This is a genomic window from Allobosea sp. BE125 (assembly GCF_031456075.1).
Taxonomy (GTDB): Bacteria; Pseudomonadota; Alphaproteobacteria; order Rhizobiales; family Beijerinckiaceae; genus Allobosea.
On record NZ_JAVDTY010000003.1, the window covers coordinates 308,057 to 324,547 of the forward strand.

The 16,491-nt window shown below is 66.5% G+C and carries 14 protein-coding genes; 9 read left to right on the forward strand and 5 right to left on the reverse strand.

Features of this window, described 5'->3' with window-relative positions; all coding sequences use genetic code 11:
* Nucleotides 1-99 precede the first annotated feature (99 nt).
* Complete coding sequence (locus tag J2Y55_RS10020; protein WP_310151580.1) at nucleotides 100-1,404, reverse strand: ABC transporter substrate-binding protein; 1,305 nt, start codon at nucleotides 1,402-1,404, stop codon at nucleotides 100-102.
* A gap of 380 nt (nucleotides 1,405-1,784) precedes the next feature.
* Here J2Y55_RS10020 and J2Y55_RS10025 point away from each other — a divergent pair, with 380 nt between their 5' ends.
* The 3 genes from J2Y55_RS10025 (at nucleotide 1,785) to J2Y55_RS10035 (ending at nucleotide 5,172) form a co-directional block, all read left to right on the forward strand.
* Nucleotides 1,785-2,930, forward strand: a complete 1,146-nt coding sequence (locus J2Y55_RS10025) for a CaiB/BaiF CoA transferase family protein (protein WP_310151583.1) — start codon at nucleotides 1,785-1,787, stop codon at nucleotides 2,928-2,930.
* A 31-nt stretch (nucleotides 2,931-2,961) separates the two neighbouring features.
* A complete protein-coding gene (locus J2Y55_RS10030; RefSeq protein ID WP_310151586.1) occupies nucleotides 2,962-4,116 on the forward strand; it encodes an acyl-CoA dehydrogenase family protein in 1,155 nt (384 codons plus the stop codon).
* A gap of 195 nt (nucleotides 4,117-4,311) precedes the next feature.
* Nucleotides 4,312-5,172 carry an HTD2 family dehydratase gene (locus tag J2Y55_RS10035; RefSeq protein WP_310151589.1) on the forward strand — a complete coding sequence of 287 codons (861 nt, stop codon included), beginning with the start codon at nucleotides 4,312-4,314 and terminating at the stop codon, nucleotides 5,170-5,172.
* A 5-nt stretch (nucleotides 5,173-5,177) separates the two neighbouring features.
* Here J2Y55_RS10035 and J2Y55_RS10040 read toward each other — a convergent pair whose 3' ends face one another.
* Nucleotides 5,178-5,804 (reverse strand): glutathione S-transferase family protein, encoded by a 627-nt coding sequence (locus J2Y55_RS10040; RefSeq protein ID WP_310152031.1) that lies wholly within the window; start codon nucleotides 5,802-5,804, stop codon nucleotides 5,178-5,180.
* Nucleotides 5,805-5,918: 114 nt separating this feature from the next.
* On the opposite strand from J2Y55_RS10040, the gene J2Y55_RS10045 reads away from it, so the two are divergent.
* From J2Y55_RS10045 to J2Y55_RS10060, 4 genes are all read left to right on the forward strand, one after another.
* Nucleotides 5,919-7,892 (forward strand): bifunctional 2',3'-cyclic-nucleotide 2'-phosphodiesterase/3'-nucleotidase, encoded by a 1,974-nt coding sequence (locus J2Y55_RS10045; protein ID WP_310151592.1) that lies wholly within the window; start codon nucleotides 5,919-5,921, stop codon nucleotides 7,890-7,892.
* Nucleotides 7,893-7,894: 2 nt separating this feature from the next.
* Nucleotides 7,895-8,506 carry a hypothetical protein gene (locus J2Y55_RS10050; protein WP_310151595.1) on the forward strand — a complete coding sequence of 204 codons (612 nt, stop codon included), beginning with the start codon at nucleotides 7,895-7,897 and terminating at the stop codon, nucleotides 8,504-8,506.
* A gap of 179 nt (nucleotides 8,507-8,685) precedes the next feature.
* On the forward strand, nucleotides 8,686-9,999 hold the full coding sequence (locus J2Y55_RS10055) for a GDSL-type esterase/lipase family protein (protein ID WP_310151598.1): 1,314 nt from the start codon (nucleotides 8,686-8,688) through the stop codon (nucleotides 9,997-9,999).
* A 114-nt stretch (nucleotides 10,000-10,113) separates the two neighbouring features.
* On the forward strand, nucleotides 10,114-10,659 hold the full coding sequence (locus J2Y55_RS10060; protein WP_310151601.1) for a cytochrome b: 546 nt from the start codon (nucleotides 10,114-10,116) through the stop codon (nucleotides 10,657-10,659).
* A 29-nt stretch (nucleotides 10,660-10,688) separates the two neighbouring features.
* Here the strand turns inward: J2Y55_RS10060 and J2Y55_RS10065 are convergent, their stop codons facing one another.
* Nucleotides 10,689-11,588, reverse strand: a complete 900-nt coding sequence (locus J2Y55_RS10065; RefSeq protein WP_310151604.1) for a LysR family transcriptional regulator — start codon at nucleotides 11,586-11,588, stop codon at nucleotides 10,689-10,691.
* A 107-nt stretch (nucleotides 11,589-11,695) separates the two neighbouring features.
* Here J2Y55_RS10065 and J2Y55_RS10070 point away from each other — a divergent pair, with 107 nt between their 5' ends.
* Both J2Y55_RS10070 and J2Y55_RS10075 read left to right on the forward strand, forming a co-directional pair.
* Nucleotides 11,696-12,703, forward strand: coding sequence for a bile acid:sodium symporter family protein (locus J2Y55_RS10070; RefSeq protein WP_310151607.1), 1,008 nt, complete (start codon nucleotides 11,696-11,698; stop codon nucleotides 12,701-12,703).
* A gap of 89 nt (nucleotides 12,704-12,792) precedes the next feature.
* Nucleotides 12,793-13,470: a tetratricopeptide repeat protein gene (locus tag J2Y55_RS10075; protein WP_310151610.1), complete on the forward strand. Its 678-nt coding sequence runs from the start codon at nucleotides 12,793-12,795 to the stop codon at nucleotides 13,468-13,470.
* Between the two features lie 57 nt (nucleotides 13,471-13,527).
* Here J2Y55_RS10075 and J2Y55_RS10080 read toward each other — a convergent pair whose 3' ends face one another.
* Both J2Y55_RS10080 and J2Y55_RS10085 read right to left on the reverse strand, forming a co-directional pair.
* The gene (locus J2Y55_RS10080; RefSeq protein ID WP_404978874.1) at nucleotides 13,528-15,216 is read right to left on the reverse strand and encodes an acyl-CoA dehydrogenase family protein; all 1,689 of its coding nucleotides are present in this window, start codon (nucleotides 15,214-15,216) and stop codon (nucleotides 13,528-13,530) included.
* A gap of 167 nt (nucleotides 15,217-15,383) precedes the next feature.
* The gene (locus J2Y55_RS10085) at nucleotides 15,384-16,268 is read right to left on the reverse strand and encodes a DMT family transporter (RefSeq protein ID WP_310151614.1); all 885 of its coding nucleotides are present in this window, start codon (nucleotides 16,266-16,268) and stop codon (nucleotides 15,384-15,386) included.
* Between the last annotated feature and the right edge of the window lie 223 nt (nucleotides 16,269-16,491).

Here is a 16,491-nt window from a genome sequence, read left to right on the forward strand (position 1 = left end):
GCGAGGAGCAAAGCGACGAAGCAATCCAGGGGCGTCGAGCGAGACGTCTGGATTGCTTCGCTGCGCTCGCAATGACGGCAAGGGTTCAGAGCGAGGCCGTCACTTCACGTAGTCGAACGTCTCGATCGACTTGTCGCTGACCAGCTCCGGCTTGACCTTGGCGAACCAGTCCAGCGACTTCTCGCCGAGCGGCGTGGTCACCAGCTTGCCGGGGTAAAGCGCGATCTTGTCATAGACCGCGAAGGGGTATTCCGGCACGCGCTTGGTCGTGCCGAGCATCTGGTCCTCCAATCCCTGATGGTCCGAGCGGATTGTGATCGTCCCCGTGAGCGACTTGAACTCCAGCCCCTCGAAGGCTGCGATGACCTGCTCCTTGCTCGGCCATTTGCCGCCAGCCGCGGCTCCGGCCTTCTCATAGGCCTTCACCAAACCGGTCACGGCCTGGTTCATGTGGAAGGTCGGATAGATCGGATAGGCGCCGGTCTTGGCCTTGTAGGCCTTCACGAAAGACTGCATCTCGGCGGTGTTCTTGTATTTCGGATGCAGGAAATAGTGGTCGCCCCGCGAGCCGACGATGACGCCCTCCGGCAAGACCGCACCGAGCCGCTCCAGCGAGCTCTCGGCCAAAGGCAGCACGAAGGTCGACTGCTTCAGCAGCCCGCGCGCCGCCGCCTGCTGCACGAAGGTGTCGAGATCGCCGCCCCAGGAGGTCGAGATCACGACATCGGGCCGCAACGCCGAGAGCCTGGTGATCTCGGTCGAGAAATCGGGCGCGCCGAATTTCGGGAAGAGCTCGGCGACGATCTTCACATCGGGCTTCAGCGCCTTGAGGCCGGCCTGGAGCAAGGCCCAGGATTCACGGCCCCAGGCATAGTCCTGGTTGACCACGGCGACCGTCTTGAAGTCAGGCTTCACCTTCATCAGGTAGAGCAGCGTCGCCATCATCTCGGCGCCGGCATGGCCTTGGGTGCGGACCGAGTATTTCCACTTGCCCTCTTCGAAGATGGTCTGAGTGCCGCAATCCCACATCACATTGACGACCTTGAGGTCCTCGGCGACGGGGGCGAGCGCATTGCAGGAGCCCGACGAGATCGCGCCCAGCATGATTTGCGCGCCCTGATCCTGCACGACGCGACGATATTCGGAGATCAGCTGGTTGGTGCCGGCGCCCTCATCGACATAGACCGGCTTCACCGGCACGCCCAAAATGCCGCCCTTGGCGTTGATCTCCTCGAAGAACAGATCCGCCGCGGCCTTGCCGGGCACGCCGAATACCGAGGCCGGCCCCGACAGGAAGGTCGCGATGCCCACGACCAGCTCCTTGGGCTTCTCCTGCGCGGCGGCCGGCAATCCCAGCAGTGCCGTTGCCGCAAACAGCGCAGCCGCCAGCTTCATCCTGACCATGTGTCTTCTCCCTGGATTCCTCACGAAACGCGCTCTTGGCGGCGCGCTACTGGGTGGAAGGGGCGCATGGGCGGGGCAAAGCCACAAGTAGGATAAAGCGATGAAGGCCATAGCGAGAACCTATGGAACGCCGCCGCCCGGCCGGATTTCGCTATGGTCCCCATCGCAAAACGCTATTTGACTTGGGAGCCGGCGCACGGCCCGTCTGTGCGTGAAATGGCCGACCTTCCTGTCGAGCCCTCATCCTGAGGAGCCGCGGAACGCGGCGTCTCGAAGGATGCTTCAGTACGCGCTGGAACATCCTTCGAGACGCAGTCTGCGACTGCTCCTCAGGATGAGGGCTGAGGGGCGACCCAAGTGAAACAGCAAACTGGCTTGCGATGACGAATGCTCTCGATGGAATTCTGGTGGTGGCGCTGGAGCAGGCGGTGGCGGTACCGACCGCAACCTGCAAGCTCGCCGATGCGGGCGCACGCGTCATCAAGCTGGAGCGGGCCGAGGGCGATTTCGCGCGCGGCTATGACGACTACGCCTTGGGCCTCTCCTCCTATTTCGTCTGGATCAATCGCGGCAAGGAATCCTGCCGGGTCGACCTGAAGCAGGCGGACGACCGCGCCATGGTCGAGGCCATGTTGGCGCAAGCCGATGTCTTCATCCAAAATCTTGCACCCGGCGCGACGACACGTCTGGGCATGGGCGCCGCCGAATTGCGCCAGCGCTATCCCAAGCTGATCACCTGCGACATCTCCGGTTACGCGCCCGGCACGCCGCATCACAGCCGCAAGGCCTATGACCTCCTGGTGCAGGCGGAATCGGGGCTTTCGGCCATCACCGGAACCGAGGATTCCGGCCCCTCCCGCATCGGCGTCTCGATCGCCGACATCGCGACGGGACAGGCCGCCTATGCGGCGATCCTGGAGGCGCTGCTAAGGCGGGCGCGGACCGGCCAGGGCTCGGCGATCCAGCTCTCGCTGTTCGACACGCTCGGCGACCTGATGAACGTGCCCTATCTGACGCGCCGCTATGGCGGCATCGAGCCGCCGCGCGTCGGTCTCGCCCATCCCTCGATCGCGCCTTATGGCGTCTTCGCCACCGCCGACGGCAATATCCTGATCTCGATCCAGAGCGAGCGCGAATGGCAGATCCTGGCGCGCGAGGTGCTGGGCAGCGAGACGCTGGCGAGGGAGCCGCGCTATGCCAGCAATGTGCTGCGGGTGCGCGAACGCAAGGCGCTCGATGCAGCGATCGGGGCGATCCTGAGCAAGCGGCCCTTCGCCGAGGTTGCAGCCGCGCTCGACCGTCACGCCATCGCCTATGGCACGGTCTCCAGCGTCGGTGACCTGATCGCGCATGTTGCGGCGACCACGCTCACGGTGGAGACGCCGGCCGGCCCCGTCGAGGTGCTGGCGCCGCCGGTGATCGTCGATGGCGAGCGCATCGCGATGCGGCGCGTGCCGGCGCTCGGCGAGCATGACGAGGCGTTGCGGGCCGAGTTCGCTCCCAAAGCCGTCGCCTCCCCGGCCTGACCCCTCCCTCGACGAGACGAGAAGCGCTTCGATGCAAGACGCCGATCACACCGATATCCGCGACGCCGTCGCGAAACTCTGCGCCGGCTTTCCCGGCGAATACTGGCGCAAGCTCGATCGCGAGATGGCCTATCCGACAGAGTTCGTCGCTGCGCTGACGCAAAGCGGATTTCTCTCGGCGCTGATCCCGGAAGAATATGGCGGGGCGGGCCTCTCGCTCTCGGCCGCCACCGTGATCATGGAGGAGATCCAGCGCCAGGGCTGCAACGGCGCGGCCTGCCATGCGCAGATGTACATCATGGGCACGCTGCTCAGGCACGGCTCAGCTGAACAGAAGCAAAGCTATCTGCCCAGGATCGCCTCGGGTGAATTGCGCTTGCAGGCCTTCGGCGTCACCGAACCGACGAGCGGCACCGACACGACCTCACTGCGCACGACGGCGCGACGCGAGGGCGACCATTACGTCGTCAACGGCCAGAAGATCTGGACGAGCCGGGCGGCGCAATCGGACCTGATGCTGCTGCTCGCCCGCACCACGCCGCGTGAGGAGGTCGCCAAGCGCACCGAAGGTCTCTCCGTCTTCGTCCTCGACATGCGCGAGGCCTTGAAGGCCGGCCTGACCATCGCGCCGATCCGCACGATGATGAACCACGCCACCACCGAGGTGTTCTTCGACGATGTCCGCGTGCCGGCGGAAAACCTGATCGGCGAGGAGGGCAAGGGTTTCCGCTACATCCTGTCGGGCATGAACGCCGAGCGCATCCTGATCGCCGCCGAATGCGTCGGCGACGCGAAATGGTTCATCGAGAAGGCCTCCGGCTATGCCAGGGAGCGCCAGGTCTTCGGCCGGCCGATCGGCCAGAACCAGGGCATCCAGTTCCCGATCGCCAGGGCTTACGCCAATATGCGCGCGGCCGAATTGATGGTGCGCGAGGCGGTCAGGCTCTATGAGGCTGGCGAAAACTGCGGGGCGGAAGCCAATATGGCCAAGATGCTGGCGGCGGACGCCTCTTTTGAGGCGGCCAATGCCTGTATCCAGACCCATGGCGGCTTCGGCTTTGCCGAGGAATACGACATCGAGCGTAAGTTCCGCGAGACCCGCCTCTACCAGGTCGCGCCGATCTCGACCAATCTGATCCTGTCCTATCTCGCCGAGCATGTGCTGGGCATGCCCAGATCATACTGAAGACCATTTTGAAGAAAAGGCGCGGGGAACCCCTCTCCTGTAAGGAGAGGGGCAGGAGTGAGGTGTAGGCCAGATATCGTTAGCGTGAACCGTCCGCGGTGAGACCATCGCTTGGCTGGTCAAAGGGCCGACCCCTCACCCTGCCCTCTCCCTACGGGAGAGGGTTCCCCGCGCCCATTCATCCAAGGACGCGCTATGAACCTCACCCAACTGAAAACCTGGATCGGCAAGTCGATGGAGGCGTCCGACATCGTGACGCCGCGTCTCGTGCAAAGCTTCGCCGCGACCTTCGCGCCGCATCTCGCGCCCTATGCTCCGGGCGAGGCGCCGCTCGCCTTGCATTGGTGCCTGGCGCCGCCGATCTCGCCGATGAACGCGATCGGCAGCGACGGCCATGCCGCCAAGGGCGAGTTCCTGCCGCCCGTGCCCTTGCCGCGCCGGATGTGGGCCGGCGGGACGATCGAGACGCTGGCCCCCTTGCGCGAAGGCGATCTGGTGACGCGCCGCTCCAGCATCGCCGATATCAGCTTCAAGGAAGGCCGCACCGGACCGCTCTGCTTCGTCGCGGTCAACCATGAGATCGTCACGGAGCGCGGCGTGGCGCTCCGCGAGCGCCACAACATCGTCTATCGCGAGGCGGCAAAACCGGGCGATCCGGCGGCTGCGCCCGCCCCAGTCGAGAGGCCTGCCCCAACCGAGCCGGAAGCCGCCGATCTCACCTGGAAGGTCGAGTCGAGCCCGGTCTTCCTGTTCCGTTATTCCGCGATCACCTTCAACAGCCACCGCATCCATTACGATCACCCCTATGTGACGAAGGAAGAGGGCTATGCCGGCCTCGTCGTGCATGGGCCGATCCAGGCGACGCTGATGCTCAACATCATCGCGACGCTCTCGGGCGGCGAACCGATCAAGTTCGACTATCGCGGCGTCAGCCCGTTGATCGCGGGCGAGCCCTTCACGGTGAAGGCCAGGCGGCTGCCCGATGGCGCGATCAAGGCCTGGACGGAGGGGGCCGATGGGCGCCTGCGCATGGAAGGCGTCAGCCGCACCGGCTGAAGGCCTCAGGACGGCGGAATGAAGGGCTGGGAGATCTCCCGGAACAGCGGCAGTGCTTCGTGCTGCGCCGCATGGGCGGCAAGCGCCGGATACTGTGCCCAGGAGACCAGTCCCGGATGCGCCTCGCCCAGAAAGCGCAGCGCGACCGCAACGGCGATATCGGCATGGCCGATCCCGCCACTGAGCCAGTATTCGCCCGGCCTGCCGGCGCGATCGGCTTCGAGGGCGCCGAGAACGGCGAGGATCTGGACACGGCACCTATCGGCCCAGAGATCCGAGATCTCCCGGTGCAGGCGCTGCTCGTAGAACAGGCTGACGGCCTTGTCGGCGAGCCCCATGGCGAGCGCCGCGACCTTCACGGCGCGATGCCGGGCCGGTTCCTGCCGCGGAAACAGCGCCTGCTCCGCCGGCACAAGACTGTCGAGAAAATCGATCATGCTCGGGCTGTCGACCAGCACCTCGCCATCGTCCAGCACCAGCGTCGGCACGCGCGTCAGCGGGTTATGGCTGCGGATCTTGTCGGCGTCGCCGAAGACCGACCAGGGCCGATGCTCGAAGGGCAGGCCGTAGAGCTTCAAAGCGATGGCGACGCGCCGCACGAAGGGGGAATCATACTGGCCGATCAGGATCATCGCGCGCCTTGTCGAATTGCCGCCTTTCCAGCGGTGCCGGCCACCATCTTCCACGTGTCACGCCCGCGCAGCAATGCTAGCGTCCCGTCCGCCCAACGCGATCAGGAGCCGGCTATGTCACGCGAAACGCAGTTCAACCGCCGTGACACGCTGAAGGCCGGAGCGGCGATCGCCGCGAGCGCCGCCTTGCCCGCGATCGCCACCGCCCAGGCCCAAGTCCCTGCCCCAGCTCTCGCACGGCTGAAGCTGCGCCTGCTCGAGACGACCGATCTGCACGTCAATGTCGTGCCTTACGACTATTTCCGCGATGCTGCCGACGACACGGTCGGCCTCGCCAAGACCGCGAACCTGATCAAGGCGGCCCAGGCCGAGGTCAAGAACAGCATGCTGTTCGACAATGGCGACTTCCTGCAGGGTTCGTCGCTGGGCGACTACATCGCCTACAAGAAGGGGCTGAAGGCCGGCGACACCCACCCCATGCTGGCTGCCATGAACGCCCTGCCCTATACCTGCGGCACCTTCGGCAATCACGAGTTCAATTACGGGCTCGAATTCCTCGACAACGGCATCGCCAAGGCCGAATTCCCGCTGGTCTGCGCCAATATCGAGCTGACCAGCGGCTATCCGCTGGTCGATCCCTGGCGATTGTTCGAGCAGAGCTTCGAGGACGAATCCGGCGCCCAGCACGTTCTCAAGATCGGCGTGATCGGCTTCGTGCCGCCGCAGATCATGCAATGGGACAAGGCCAATCTCGACGGCAAGCTGGTCGCGGGGGACATCGTCAATGCGGCGACGAAGCATCTGCCGGAGCTGCTGAAGGCCTCGCCCGACATCGTCGTGGCGCTTTGCCATTCCGGCATCGCCGGCGGCGAGCGCAAGGGCATGGAGGAGAACGCGGCGCTGCATCTGGCCAAGCTCGACGGCATCGACGTCGTCCTGACCGGCCATCAGCATCTGGTCTTCCCCGGCGGCAAGGCCTTCGACGGCATTGCCGGCGTCGACAACGTCAAGGGCTCGCTGCATGGCAAACCGGCCTGCCAGCCCGGCTTCTGGGGCTCGCATCTGGGCATCATCGACCTCGACCTCGAAAAACGCGGCGAGCGCTGGCAGATCGCCGATTTCAAGGTCGAGCCGCGGCCGATCTACGAGCGCACGCCCGACCGCAAGATCGTGCCCAAGGCCGCAGCCGAGGCCGCCATTCTCGCCTCCGTGAAGACCGACCACGAGGCGACGCTGAGCTATATGCGCGAGCCGGTGGGCGCGACCTTGAGCCCGATCAACAGCTTCTTCGCGCTGGTCACCGACGATCCCTCGATCCAGATCGTCACCGACGCCCAGGCGGCCTATGCCAAGGGGCTGATGGCGCAGACGCCGATGAAGGCGCTACCGATCCTCTCGGCCGCGGCGCCGTTCAAATCCGGCGGGCGGGCGGGGCCGGCCTTCTTCACCGACATCCCCGCCGGGCCGCTGGCGCTGAAGAACGTCGCCGACATCTATCTCTACCCGAACACCGTGCAGATCGTGAAAATCACCGGCGCCCAGGTGCGCGAATGGCTGGAGCGCTCGGCCGGCATCTTCAACCGCATCGACCCTGCCAGGACCGAGGAGCAGCCGCTGATCAATCAGGGCTTCCCGGCCTTCAATTTCGACGTGATCGACGGCGTGACCTATCACATCGATGTCACCAAGGCCTCGCGCTATGACGGCGACGGCAAGCTCGTCGCGCCCGACGCCCACCGCATCGTCGACCTCGCCTTCCAGGACAAGCCGATCGACGAGGCCGCCGAGTTCATCGTCGTCACCAACAACTACCGCGCCTCGGGCGGCGGCAATTTCCCGGGCACCAAGACGACCGTGGTGCTGGAAGCGCCCGACCTCAACCGCGACGTGGTCGTGCGCTACATCCTGGACAAGAAGACGATCGACCCCAAGGCCGACGGCAACTGGGCGATCGCGCCCTTGCCGGCCAGCGTCAACGCCACCTTCGTGACTTCGCCGGCCGCAGCCGGAAAGCTGCCGGCGGGGCTGAAGGCGGAGGCTGCGGGCGATGGCGGAGAGGGGTTTGCGAAGTGGCGGTTGAGGGGCTGAGCGTGCGGGCTTTTGCCGCCGCGCTCTCGTTCTGCCTGCCTCTCGCAGCGACTTGCGCTGCCCAGCAGCCCGAGGTGCTGAGTTGCATCGGCCCTTTCTCCCGCACCGCCAACGAGGCGGCGCTGGTCAAGGCGTTCGGACAGCAGAATGTCGCGCGCGCCGAGATCGATGTCGGCGAGGGCATGACCGAAGCGGGCACGATCGTCTTTCCGCGCGACCCGAAACGGCGGCTCCAGGTGCTCTGGCACGACAGCAAGGCGCGCAGCCGGCCTGCCTCGATCAGCATCCCACTGGGCGCCATCTGGCGCATCGATGTGCCTGGCGCGCAGCCTCCGATCCGCCAGGGCATGACGCTCGCCGAGGTGGAAGCCGCCAATGGCCGCCCCTTCGAGATTCTGGGCTTCGGCTGGGACTGGGGCGGCCATGCCGGGGACTGGAAAGGCGGCCGCCTCGCCAAGCCCGACGGTGGCTGCGAATTGTCGCTCCGGTTCGATCCCGAGCCCGGCTTCCTGGCCATGGAGGCGATTTCGGGCGACAGGCCGTTCACGTCGGCCGACGCACGGATGCGGGCGGTGAAGCCGGTCGTCGTCGAGGTCCGGCTGAACTGGCCGTGAGAGCGGGTTAGGTTGTTGTCGCGCTAGCGCGAAACCGTTGCCGCCAAGGGCGCACGGCACGCTACTGCTCGGATGAGCCCGAGGACTTGTGAGCTCAAGGACTTGCCGCATCTCCTCCGAGCCAGCATGCTCTCGAAAAAAATCGGGAGGACCACATGCTGCGGATAATCTTTGCAATCATGACGCTTCTATCGGGATTGGCGGGCGAGGCCTTTGCGCAAGGCTCCGGCCTAAGCTGGAAGACGAGTTGGGTCGCCTCGGCGCAGGGTCCCTACCCCATCGGGAACCCGTCCGCCCAGCCCGACCAGCGCTTCGCCTTTCCCGATCCGGCCGCCGGCGCCAACGATCAGAGCTTTCGCCTGATCCTGCGCCCGAGCCTGTGGGGGCGACAGGCCCGGATCCGCCTGACCAATGCCTTTGGCACGAGGCCCGTGACCTTCGATGATGTCCATATCGGGCTCCAGCTCGGCTCGGCCGCGCTTGTTCCCGGCAGCAACCGGCCCGCGACCTTCGCCGGCAAAGCCGCCTTGACGCTGGAGCCGGGCGCATCGGCCTGGAGCGACGCGGTCGAGCTGCCCTTCGCGAGCGACCCGGCCTCGCCGCTGCTGCAGGGCCGCAAGCTCGCGGTCTCCCTGCATGTCGCGGGCGAAAGCGGCCCGATGACCTGGCACGCCAAGGCGCTGCAGACCTCCTATGTCACCGCGCCGCGCGCTGGGGCGAAGGGCGCAGACGAAGGCGAGGACGCCTTCATCAACCCCACCGCCTCCTGGTTCTTCGTCGATGCGCTCGACATGCAGGCGCCGGCCGACACGCCGGTGGTGGTCGCCTTCGGCGATTCGATCACGGACGGCACGGCTTCGACCATGAACGGCGACGATCGCTGGCCCGACGTGCTGGCGCGCCGCCTCGCCCAGCATTTCGGCGTCAACCGCGTCGCCGTGGTGAATGCCGGCATCGGCGGCAACCAGATCGCGGGGCCAGCCGAGTATTCCCCGGCCAAACCCTTTCCGGGCGGCCCGGCGGCCGTCCAGCGGCTGGAGCGCGACGTGCTCTCGCTCTCGGGCGTCACCAGCCTGATCTGGCTCGAGGGCATCAATGATTTCAGCAGGAACGGCAACGCAGCAGCCGAGACCGTTCAGAACGCCATGCGCGACGGCATCGCCAAGCTGCGGGCGCGCGGCATCCGTGTGGTGGGAGCGACGGTCGTATCGGCCCTCGGCAGCACGAGCCCGGCCCATGGCCACCCCGAGCAGGACGAGAAGCGCAAGGCCCTGAACGCCTTCATCCGCAGCCCGGGCGGCTTCGACGCCGTGGTCGATTTCGACGCGGCGACGCTCGATCCCGCGAGCGGTGGCCTCAAGGCTGCGTTTGTGCCGGAAGCGACGACGGGCGGGCCCGGCGACAAGCTCCATCCCAACCGGACAGGCTACCAGGCGATGGGCCTCGCCTTCGATCCCGCAGCAGTCGTGCCGGGGCTGAAGCGGCAGCCATAGCCTCCTCCGTCAAGGCCGCGCCTGGGCGCGGCAACATGGGCAAAGTTTAACTTTCAAAGCATGGCTGCCGAACCTAGTTTGGAACTATTCCAAATTAAGAAGGCGGCCTGCTCCATGACGTTAGCTTCACCCAAGATCGAGACAGCACCGGCCTATGACCGCGTCGCGCGCGGGCTTCACTGGTCGATGGCGCTGTTGATCGTCGCCACCTTCATTCTGGGCCTTGTCGTCGACGCCTTTCCGAAGAGCTGGGAGCACGGAATCGTCGAGACCCACAAGGTGATCGGCATCACCATCCTGGCCCTGGTCCTGCTGCGGATCTTTTGGCGACAAGGCCATCGCCCAGCACCCTCGAACGAGCTTTCGCCGCTGACCGAACGTGCCTCCGGGCTTGGCCATTTCGGCCTCTACTTGCTGATGTTCGCCGTGCCGGCGATCGGCCTCGGCTATGCGATCATGCGCGGACAGGGGCTGAATTTCGGTCTCTTCGCAATCCCGCCCTTCGCATTGCCGGTCGACCGTGCGCTGTCGCGGCCCGTCCGCGAAATCCACGAATGGGCGGCCTATGCGTTGATCGGCCTCGCCGCCGTGCATGCGCTGGCGGCGCTCTGGCACCATCTCGTCCGCAAGGATGGCGTGCTGCGCAGGATGCTACCGTAAGCGCGGGCGAGACCGGAGACGACGGCGCCTTAAACGCCGCCCGCGACATTGGCCGCCGCCATCAAGCGCATCCGGGTCAGCCTGCCCCGGCTCTCGACCAGGGCATCGGCCAGCGCTGCCGCCGGGCCACGCAGGACGCGCGCCGAGCCGACCACGACGAACTCGACCTGGCCGAGCGCCGGCAGGCCGCTTGCAGCCGATATGTCGGTGAGGCCCTGCGGCATCAGCCGGCGCGAATGGGGCATCACGCCGAGGCCGGCGAAGACGGCGGCGCCGAGCCCGCTCAGGCTGCCCGAGGTGCAGGCGATGCGCCAGGAACGGCCGGCGCGGTCGAGCGTCGCGATGGCGATCTCGCGGGTGACGCTGGGCGGCGGATAGAGCACGAGCGGCACGGGCTGCTCCGGATCGAGTGCCTGCCCCGCACCGACCCAGGCGAGATCGTCACGCAGCACCGAGCGGCCACGGCCATCACCCTCGCGGCGCTTGCAGAAGATCAGGTCGAGCGCACCGTGATCCAGCGTCTCGTAGAGCGTCTCACTCAACCCCACCGTCAGTTCGAGGTCGACGAGCGGATGACCACGCACGAAATCGCGCAGCAGATCGGGCAGGCCCGAGAGCACGAAATCCTCCGAGGCGCCGAAACGCAGCCTCTCGCGCGTCTTGGCACCGGTGAAGTAGCTCCGAGCCTGCGCATCGGCATCTAGGATGCGGCGGGCGAAGCCCAGCATCGCATCGCCGTCGACGGTGGTTTCCAGCGAATGTGTGTCGCGGTTCAGGAGTCTGCGGCCGGCGGTGGCCTCCAGCCGACGGACATGGTGGCTGACGGTCGGCTGGCCGAGATTGAGGCGCGCGGCGGCCCGGGTGAAGCCGCCCTCCTCCACCACCGTGATGAAGCTGCGTAGCAGGACAGGGTCGAAAGGGTGCGGCATGGCCATCGCCTTCATTGCGAAACGCAATGACAATTAGCATATCATGTGGCGTTCCGTCATAGGCGGGAACGCGGGATATAGCGGCTCTCAACCAAGGAGTGCTCCCGATGCGATCCCTGCTCGCCCGCTTCGCGCCAGACCCCTACATCATGGCGCTGCTCGGCACGGTCGCCTTCGCCTCCGTCCTGCCGGCTCATGGCGAGGGCGCCCATATCGTCGGCCTCGTCACCAATCTCGCCATCGGCCTGCTGTTCTTCCTCTATGGCACGCGGCTTGCGCCCAGCGCAGCGCTGGAGGGCCTGCGCCACTGGCGGCTGCACAGCCTCGTGCTGGCGGCGACCTTCCTCGCCTTCCCCGCGATCGCCCTGCTCCTGCGCCTGCTGATGCCGTCCCTGCTGACGCCCGGCCTGTGGACGGGATTGATCTTCCTCTCGGTTTTACCATCCACCGTGCAGTCCTCGATCGCCTTCACCTCGATCGCCGGCGGCAACGTGCCGGCCGCGCTCTGCGCGGCCTCGGCCTCCAACCTCATCGGCATCGTGGTCACGCCGCTGCTGGCGGCTTTGCTCCTGACCACGCAGGGGCACGGTTTCCAGGCCGGCGCCGTCGGCGACATCCTGGTGCAGTTGCTCCTGCCCTTCGCCGCCGGCCAGCTGCTGCGGCCCTGGATCGGCGGCTGGATCGCCAGCCACAAGCGCATGCTCGGCTTCGTCGATCGCGGCTCGATCCTGCTCGTCGTCTACACCGCCTTCAGCGAGGGGGTGACGCAAGGCATCTGGCACCAGCTCGATCTGGAGCAGCTCGGCGCGCTGGTCCTGGTGAATGTGCTGCTGCTCGCGATCGTGCTCGCGGGCACCCGCCTGCTCTCGCGCGCGCTCGGCTTCTCCCGGCCCGACGAGATCACCATCGTCTTCTGCGGCTCGAAGAAGAGCCTGGCGAGCGGCCTGCCGATGGCGAGCATCCTCTTCGCCGGCCAGTCGGTCGGCCTGATCGTGCTGCCGCTGATGCTGTTCCACCAGATCCAGCTGATCGCCTGCGCCGTGCTGGCGAAGCGCTATGCGAAGGCGGCGCTGCGGGAAGATGTGGAAGGCGCGCCGGCGGCGGCCCAAGCCTGAGCGATGGGAACCCGCCAGGCGCCGGCAGCGCTTGCCGGCGGCATGAAGGACCGTATGTTGGGCAGCGCATCCAGAGCAGCCGGGACTTCATGCCGTTGCCGCCTTCGTCGCTGATATCCGCTCTCGCCGCCCTCCTCTTCATCGGCCTGGCGCTCGTCATTCAGCCTGGTTTCGACCGGGCCTGGGCGCAGACCCCAGCTTCTCCCGCCGACGAGACGCTCTGCCACAAGACGACCGGCCAGCCCGCGATCGACGCCTGCACGAAGCTGATCGCCTCGAAGCGCTTCAGCGGCCATGAACTCGCAGTATTGCTGAACGATCGCGGCCTGCTCTTCCTTCGCAGCGGCGAAGCGCAGCGCGCGATCGCCGACTATGACGAAGCGCTGGCGGCGGATCCCGGGCTCGGCACGGCCCTGTATGATCGCGGCCTGGCGCTGACCCAGCTCGGCAGGATCGACCAGGCCATCCTGGATTTCGGACGCGCCGGCACGCTCGTCCCCGACCGGGCCGCGATATGGCAGAGCCGGGGCGTTGCCTATTTCCTGAAGGCAGACTTCACGCGGGCGATCGAGGATCTGGACCGCGCGATCTCGCTCGATGCGAAAGCAGCCACGGCCTGGGCCTATCGGGGGGCGGCGCATGCGCGGAGCGATAATCTGAAACAGGGTGCCAGCGACCTCGCCGAGGCGGTCCGGCTAGCGCCCGGCAACGCGACCTTCGCCGCCCTCCTCAAGGAAGCCGAGGAGGCGTTGCGGCAGAAGCCGTGATGATCCTGCTCTCAACTCTTAGACGAGAAACGGCGCGCTGAATCGGCTCCAACCGCCTCACCCCTCCACCAGCCTGCGCGCGATCACCTGCGCCTGGATCTCCGCCGCACCCTCGAAGATGTTGAGGATGCGCGCGTCGCAGAGGACGCGGCTGATCGGGTATTCCAGCGCAAAGCCGTTGCCGCCATGGATCTGCAGGGCGTTGTCGGCCGCGGCCCAGGCGACACGGGCGCCCAGCAGCTTGGCCATGCCGGCCTCGAGATCGCAGCGGCGCTCGGCGTCCTTCTCGCGGGCGGCGAAATAGGTGAGCTGGCGGGCGATCAGGATCTCGACCGCCATCATGGCGAGCTTGTCGGCGACGCGCGGGAAGGCGATCAGGGGCTTGCCGAACTGGATGCGGTCCTGGGCGTATTTCAGGCCGAGATCGAAGGCCGACTGCGCCACGCCGACGGCCCGCGCCGCCGTCTGGATGCGGGCGGCCTCGAACGTCTGCATCAATTGCTTGAAGCCCTGCCCCTCGACGCCGCCGAGCAGGTTTTCCGCCTTGACCTCGAAGCCGTCGAAGGCGAGCTCATACTCCTTCATGCCGCGATAGCCGAGCACCTCGATCTCGCCGCCGGTCAGGCCTGCAACCGGGAACGGGTCTTCGTCCGTGCCGCGCGGCTTCTCGGCGATCAGCATGGATAGGCCGCGATAGCCGGCCGCATCCGGATCAGTGCGCACCAGCAGCGTCATGATGTCGGCGCGGACGGGATGGGTGATCCAGGTCTTGTTGCCCGAGACCTTCCAGACGGCCGCATTCCCCTGGCCATCCCTGACCGCCTTGGTGCGCAGGCTGGCAAGGTCAGAGCCGGTGTTGGGCTCGGTGAAGACAGCCGTCGGCAGCACCTCGCCGGCCGCGAGCTTGGGCAGCCACTTTTCCTTCTGTGCGTCCGTGCCGCCGCAGAGGATGAGCTCGGCCGCGATCTCGGACCGCGTGCCGAGCGAACCGACGCCGATATAGCCGCGCGACAACTCCTCCGAAACGACGCACATCGAGACCTTGGAGAGGCCCATGCCGCCGAACTCCTCGGGGATGGTCAGGCCAAAGACGCCGAGTTCGGCCATCTTCTCGACCACCGGCATCGGGATGTAGTCGTTCTCGAGGTGCCATTCATGCGCGTGGGGCGTCACCTCCGCCGTGCAGAAGCGGCGCATTTCGGTGCGGATCGCTTCCAGCGTCTCGTCGAGGCCGGGATCGCCGACGCTGATCAGGCCGTGGTCCTGGCTGAACAGCGAAACGAGGCGGGCGCGATTCTCAGGCGTATTGCCTTCCGCGATCAGCGCCTCGGCTGCATCCGAGCGGGCCGCAGTGATCGCCTTGGCCGGGAGCCCGAGCGCGCCGAGCCGCACGATCTCACCCTGGCTCATCGGGATGCCGCCGAAGATCTGGGCGGCATATTCGCCGGCGCCGATGCGGATGGCGTAGTCCTCGGTCGCGCCGTAGCGGCCCTCGGCCTGGAGGCGCTCGCCATAGGCCTTCATCTCGCGCAGCGCCATGACATAGGTCGCGAGCCAGGAGAGGCCGTGAGCGGCATGCTGTTCGGCTTCGAGCTTCGCGGAGGAAATCTTGCCGTCGCTCGTGACCTTCTGGCGCACGGCTGCGATCGCCTGCTCCAGCAGCGTCTCGAAGCCCGGCAGGGCCGCGGCGATGAGATCGATCGCGCTGTCGGGCATCCCGGATGTGGCGGCGGCGTTCGCGCTCATGATTTCTCTCCCTTTGTTGCGACGCAGCATAAGGCGAGTTTTCGAAAATCAGAAATGCCTCTTTCGGCGCAAAACGCGATGACGAGGAGCGACAGCATTGACGCAGTCGAGGACGCGTCGGGCTCGTCCTCCTGGATTGCTTCGGCTCAGCTCGCAATGACGGTGGATTATTTTCGGCTCGCCAGCACGACGCCCGCGACCGTCACCGCCATGCCGGCGATCTGCACCGGCGACAGCGCCTCGCCGAAGAGGATCCAGGCCTCGACCGCGACCGTCGGGGGCACGAGATAGAGGAAGGTCGCGGTGCGCGAGACGGCTCCACGCCGGATCATCAGCAGATAGAGCCCGATGCCGCCGAGCGAAAGCGCCAGGACCGACCAGGCCAGCACCAGGATCATGGTGAGGTTCCACTCGATGCGCATCGGCTCCAGCGCATAGGCGAAGGGCAGCGTCACGACGAAGGCGGTGGCGTATTGCACCGCCGTGACCGTGCGCAGATCGCCGGAGACGATGCGGGCCTTCTGGTAGAAGGAGCCGAAGGTCACCGCGAACATGCCCAGGACATTGATCGCGACCGGCAGCAGCACGGCCCAGAGCACGGCGGGATCGACGCCGACGATCTTGGGCTCCAGCACCAGCGCGATGCCGATGAAGCCGCACAGGATGCCGGCCCAGCGCACAGGCGAGATGCGCTCGCCGACCAGCATGGGCGCAAACAGCGCGGTCAGGATCGGCTGGAGGCCCGCGATCAGGCCGGAAATACCGGCCGGCAAGCCATGGCGAACCGCCCACCAGACGCCGCCGAGATAGGCCGCATGCAGCAGGACGCCGGTGACGATGCAGTCGATAATGGCGCGCCGCCCCTTGGGCCAGGGCGCGCGCAGCAGGAAGGCGAGACCCGCGAGCAGCACGCCGGCACAGGCAAAGCGCACGGCCAGGAAGGTCAGCGGATCCGCATAGAGCGCCGAATAGCCGGCGACGATCCAGCCTGACGACCAGAGGAAGGTGAAGATGACGGGCGTGAACCGCAGGAACAGGGGGGAAGAGAGCATGGGAACCGGCTTTCGGATGCCAGCCTGATAAAGCGGACGGCCCGGCCTGTCGCCCCATGCGGACGCGCACAAGCCATGTGCGGGCCGAAACACCTCGCTATCGGACCGATGCCGGGCTCTACCTGACCGCGATCACCTTCATCAGCCTGGTCAGCCTCTGGGGCTGCCGGCGCTTGGGAGTGCGATAGATTGGGGGTGCGATAGGATTGGACGTGCGGTAGGA